We start from the raw sequence: 4,895 nt of genomic DNA, 5'->3' as shown, positions 1-4,895 counted from the left end.
GAGAGGGCCCCGTGGGTTCGAATCCCACCTCCTCCGCCTCAGCCGCCAGCGCGTTCGCCGAGCGTGACGACCGCTGGTCCGCGCTGGGTCCGCTCCCGGTTCGCCAGCGCGGCCGCCTGCTCGTGCAGCTCGATCGCCCGGGCGTGGGGGGCCAGCTCCCGCCGCTTGGTGCTCGCGCGCGCTGACCCTTCCGTGACCTCCTCGCCCAGCTCGCGAACGGGCGCGACAGTCTCGGCGTCATCGTGCATCGGCGTCTCCACAGCCGTGGGTCGCCGGCTTGCGCCTTGTGCGCCGCCTCACCCCAGCATGACGACCCGGGTTTCCCCTTGACAATCCTGGCGTTCCGCTCGGACGCTGCTGGTCGTGCGGGAACAGCGGGTGACAACGCCCGACGGCCGGGTCTGGTACGTCCGGCGGCGCTGGGCCAGGCGGCAGCCGCCCTGGCGGCGCCGGGCCGACCACGAGCTGGGCCCGGCCGAGGTCGACGACCTCCCGTTGCTGCCGGCCGACGAGGTGGCCGAGTCGTTCCTCCGGTTCGTGCGCTACGACCTCGGGGAGGGGCTCGCGCTGCTCCTCGGGCTCGCCGTTCTGGTCCTGGTGGCGGCCGTCGCCGGGGCGGTGCTGGTGGTGGAGCGGGTGGTGCCGTTCCTGGTCGACCACGCCGTGGTGATCGGGGCCGGGCTGGCCGGGCTGGCGGCGGTGGTGCTGGTGGACCGGCTGACGCGGCCCTGGTTCATCGAGGCCGAGTCGGGGCGGCTGTTCCAGGCGCCGCGGCGGGTCTGGCGGGTCCACGGGTGGTGGCGGGCCCGGCGGGCGTTCCGGGCGGTGGTGGAGGCGGTCGCCGAGGGCCGGATCGACAGCGAGCACGGCGTGATCGTGTTCACCGACCCGTCGGCGGCGCCGTAGCCGCCTGGGCTACCGGGCCGGCTTGATCAGGTCGGTGTCCAGGTAGGGGCGGAGGACGTCCGGGACCCGGACCGAGCCGTCGGCCTGCTGGTGGTTCTCGAGCAGGGCGACGATGGTGCGGCCGACGGCCACGGCGGTGCCGTTGAGGGTGTGCGGGGGGCGGTTGCCGTCGCGCCCCTTGACCCGGCAGCCGATGCGGCGGGCCTGGTAGTCGGTGCAGTTCGAGGTCGAGGTGAGCTCGCGCCAGGTGCCCTGGGAGGGGATCCAGGCCTCGCAGTCGAACTTGCGGGCGGCCGAGCCGCCGAGGTCGCCGGCGGCGATGTCGACCACCCGGTAGGGCAGCTCCAGGGCCTGGAGGATCTCCTCCTCGCGGGCCAGCAGCAGCTCGTGCTCGCGGGCCGACTCCTCGGGGAGCACGAACGACACCATCTCCACCTTGTCGAACTGGTGGACCCGGAAGATGCCCCGGGTGTCCTTGCCGTAGGAGCCGGCCTCGCGGCGGAAGCAGGTCGAGAAGCCGGCGTAGCGCAGCGGCAGGGTCGCCGGGTCGAGCAGCTCGTCGCTGTGGTAGGAGACCAGCGGGACCTCGGAGGTCCCGGCCAGGTACAGGTCGTCGTCGGCGGTGCGGAAGATCTGCTGCTCGTCGGTGGGCAGGAAGCCGGTCCCGAACATCGCCTCCCGCCGGACCAGCACCGGGGGGACCACGGGCACGAACCCGGCGGTGGTGAGCCGGTCCATGGCGAAGCGGACCAGGGCGAACTCGAGCAGCGCCCCCGGGCCGACCAGGTAGCCGAAGCGGGCCCCGGACACCTTGGCCGCCCGCACGGTGTCGATCGCGCCCAGCAGCTCGCCCAGCTCCAGGTGGTCGCGGACGGGGAAGTCGAAGTCCCTTGGGGTGCCGACCCGGCGCAGCTCGACCGAGTCCTCCTCGCCCCCGGCCGGGGTGGCCGGGTCGGGCAGGTTGGGCATGCCGGCCTGGACCTCGGCCAGGGCGGCCTGGGCGGCGCGCAGGCGCTCCTCGGCCGCGTCGAGGCGGTCCGAAAGCTCCTTGAGGCCGGCCAGGACCCGCTCGCGCTCGTCCGGAGCGGCCTTGGCGACCTCGCGGCCGCGGCGCTTCTGCTCGGCCCGCAGGGCCTCGACCTCGGTGACCAGGCGGCGGCGTTCGGCGTCGGCCTCCAGCAGCCGGTCGACCTGGTCGGCGGCGCCGGGGCCGCGCTTGGCCAGGGCCGCCTTGACCCGCTCGGGGTCGTCACGCACGAGCTTCAGATCCAGCATGCCCCTAGGCTACCGGACCGGCGAGACCGGATTCGGGGAGGTGGCCCCCATGGCCAGGGTGATGGCGGCGCGCTCCTCGTCCGACAGGTTGTTGCCGGAGCGGCCGCCGCGGACCGGCTTGGCGTAGGAACGGGTCTCGGCGCGGCCGTTGATGGCCGTGAGGACGACCCCGTCCCCGGCCTCGTCGAGGAACGCCGCCGAGTAGGACAGGTGGCCGCCGACGTCGGGGAAGGCGTCGTAGCGGATCAGGCCGACGGTGCCGACCAGGCTGGAGACGCGCTGGCGGAGCTGGGCCGTCTCCCGGCCGACGAGGTTGAGCTTGCTCCGCAGGCGGTCGGTGGCCTCGACCTGCCGGGCCACGGCGGCCAGGAGGTCCTCGCCGCCGTCGCCGCCGGCCAGCAGCCGGGCGTAGGTCCGGCGCACCGCGCGCAACCGCAGGGCCAGGGCGGCGACGGCCGCGCCCAGGGCCACGATCGCCACGAGGGCGGCGAAGACGAGCAGGGTCAGGTCCTCTGCCGGCAGCGGGGACACGCGGGGTAACCTCCTGCAAGGCCCGGGCGGGGCCCGCGCAAAGGCGGCGGGGAAGCGGCGGCGGCGATTGTACAATGCGGGAACTTTGGATGAAGGTCGGCTTCGACAGCTTCTCGGCGCCGTGGCCAGGGGCGAGCTGTCCAGCGAGGACGCCATGACCCGCCTGGCCGCCTTGCCGTTCGAGGACCTCGGCTTCGCCCGCGTCGACCACCACCGCGCCCTGCGGGGCGGGCCCGAGGTCGTCTACGGCCCGGGCAAGACGCCCGCCGAGGCGGCGGCGATCGTGGCCTCCCTGCTCGCCCAGGACGCCTCGCCGGTGTTGGTCACCAAGGCCACGGCCGCCCACGCCGAGGCCGTGCGCGAGGTCGCCCCCGACGCCCGCTGGCACTCCCGCTCGGGGATGCTGGTGTGCCGGGCCGTGGAGCCGGACGGGGCGGCGACCGGCCTGGTCGGGGTGGTCTGCGCCGGGACCGGCGACCTTCCGGTGGCCGAGGAGGCCCGGGTCACGGCCGAGGCGTTCGGCTGCCGGGTCGACACCCTGACCGACGTGGGCGTGGCCGGCGCCCACCGGCTGTTCGCCGAGGCGGCGCGGCTGCAGGCGGCCGACGTGCTGGTGGTCGTGGCCGGGATGGAGGGCGCCCTGCCGTCGCTGGTCGCCGGGATGGTGGCGGCGCCGGTGATCGCCGTCCCGACCAGCGTCGGCTACGGGGCCGCCTTCGACGGGCTGGCCGCGCTGCTGGCCATGCTGAACTCGTGCGCGGTCGGGGTGAGCGTGGTCAACATCGACAACGGGTTCGGGGCCGGCGCCCTGGCGGCACGGATCCTGCGGGCCCAGGCGAACCGAGGCCGACCATGACCTTCGCCTACTTCGACTGCTTCGCCGGCGTGGCCGGGGACATGGTGCTGGGGGCGCTGCTGGACGCCGGCGGGTCGGCCGAGGCGCTGCGGGCCGGGCTGGCCGGGGTGCCGGTCGACCCGTTCGAGCTGGAGGTGACCGGGGTCGAGCGGGGCGGCATCGGCGCCACCCAGGTCCGGGTCCGGGCCGAGCGCTCGCACGTCATCCGCACCTGGGCCTACCTGCGCGGGGCTCTCGGCGAGGCCGACCTGCCGGCCCCGGTGCGCGACCGCTCCCTGGCCATCTTCGGCCGGCTGGCCGAGGCCGAGGCCAGGATCCACCGCAAGCCGGTCGAGCAGGTCCACTTCCACGAGGTCGGGGCCGTCGACGCGGTCGTGGACATCGTCGGCAGCGCCATGCTCCTGCACGACCTGGGCGTCACCGAGGTGTGGGCGTCGCCGGTGGCCACCGGGACCGGGCTGGTCCGGGGCGACCACGGCATGCTGCCGGTGCCCGCCCCGGCCGTCCTCGAGCTGCTCGCCGAGGTGCCGATCTATTCCGGCGGGGTCACGGCCGAGCTGACCACCCCCACCGGGGCGGCCATCCTGGCCGCCAGCGCCGTCCGCTTCACCGACCTGCCGCCGATGCGGGTGGCCGCGACCGGCTACGGGGCCGGGACCCGCCAGCACGACGAGCTGCCCAACCTGCTCCGGGTGCTGCTGGGCGAGCGCACCGAGGACGGGGCGGCCGGCGACAGCGGCCTGGTGCTGGAGGCCAACCTCGACGACATGACACCGGAGCTGGCCCCCTGGGTGCTGGAGCGGCTGTTCGAGGCCGGGGCGGCCGACGTCTGGTACACCCCGATCCACATGAAGAGGGGCCGCCCGGGCATCACCCTGTCGGTGCTGTGCACCCCCGGCACGGACGCGGCCGTCCGGGAGCTGCTGTGGCGCGAGACCTCGTCCCTGGGGGTGCGCGGGCTGCCGGTCCGCAAGTGGATGCTGGAGCGGCGGGTGCTCACGGTGTCGCTGCCCGGCGGCAAGGTCCGGGTCAAGCTGGGCCTGGACGGCGGCCGGGTGGTCAACGTCGCCCCCGAGTACGCCGACTGCGCCCGCCTGGCCTCGGCCACCGGCCGCCCCCTCAAGGACGTGATGGCCAGGGCCCAGGCGGCCGCCCTGGCCACCCTCGACGCCGAGGACCGCGCCCCCTAGCCGACCGGCACGGCCGGGCTGGCCAGCAGCGGCCTGCGCAGCTCGACCTCTTCAAGGGCCTCGACGTAGCTGCGCACGGTGCCGAGCTGGACGGCCATCTCGACCGGCATCTGGCGGTCGGCGGCCCGGGTCTCGCG

6 protein-coding genes are annotated in these 4,895 nt (G+C 75.3%); 3 read left to right on the top strand and 3 right to left on the bottom strand.

What is annotated here, in order from left to right; translation table 11 throughout:
* Positions 1-38: 38 nt before the first annotated feature.
* On the bottom strand, positions 39-248 hold the full coding sequence (locus VF468_13330) for a hypothetical protein (protein ID HEX5879277.1): 210 nt from the start codon (positions 246-248) through the stop codon (positions 39-41).
* Positions 249-363: 115 nt separating this feature from the next.
* Between VF468_13330 and VF468_13325 the strand changes: the two genes are divergently transcribed.
* A complete protein-coding gene (locus VF468_13325; GenBank protein HEX5879276.1) occupies positions 364-906 on the top strand; it encodes a hypothetical protein in 543 nt (180 codons plus the stop codon).
* A 9-nt stretch (positions 907-915) separates the two neighbouring features.
* Here VF468_13325 and serS read toward each other — a convergent pair whose 3' ends face one another.
* Positions 916-2,181 (bottom strand): serine--tRNA ligase, encoded by a 1,266-nt coding sequence (gene serS / locus VF468_13320; GenBank protein HEX5879275.1) that lies wholly within the window; start codon positions 2,179-2,181, stop codon positions 916-918.
* 9 nt (positions 2,182-2,190) lie between these two features.
* Complete coding sequence (locus VF468_13315) at positions 2,191-2,712, bottom strand: DUF4446 family protein (protein ID HEX5879274.1); 522 nt, start codon at positions 2,710-2,712, stop codon at positions 2,191-2,193.
* Between the two features lie 121 nt (positions 2,713-2,833).
* Here VF468_13315 and larB point away from each other — a divergent pair, with 121 nt between their 5' ends.
* Entirely contained in the window at positions 2,834-3,568 is a 735-nt protein-coding gene (gene larB, locus VF468_13310; GenBank protein HEX5879273.1) for a nickel pincer cofactor biosynthesis protein LarB, read from the top strand.
* On the top strand, positions 3,565-4,758 hold the full coding sequence (larC, locus tag VF468_13305) for a nickel pincer cofactor biosynthesis protein LarC (GenBank protein ID HEX5879272.1): 1,194 nt from the start codon (positions 3,565-3,567) through the stop codon (positions 4,756-4,758). Before larB ends, larC begins: the two co-directional genes overlap by 4 nt.
* Positions 4,759-4,895: the final 137 nt, after the last annotated feature.

The sequence above is a fragment of the Actinomycetota bacterium genome, from assembly GCA_036280995.1.
Classification (GTDB): Bacteria; Actinomycetota; CALGFH01; order CALGFH01; family CALGFH01; genus CALGFH01.
The sequence above is the reverse complement of the archived record's forward strand: the minus strand, read 5'-3'. Positions and strand labels throughout refer to the sequence as shown.

Bases quoted from the DNA above. Each gene is read 5' to 3' on its own strand.
- serS (HEX5879275.1), bottom strand. From the start codon at position 2,181: ATGCTGGATCTGAAGCTCGTGCGTGACGACCCCGAGCGGGTCAAGGCG.
- larC (HEX5879272.1), top strand. From the start codon at position 3,565: ATGACCTTCGCCTACTTCGACTGCTTCGCCGGCGTGGCCGGGGACATG.
- VF468_13330 (HEX5879277.1), bottom strand. From the start codon at position 248: ATGCACGATGACGCCGAGACTGTCGCGCCCGTTCGCGAGCTGGGCGAG.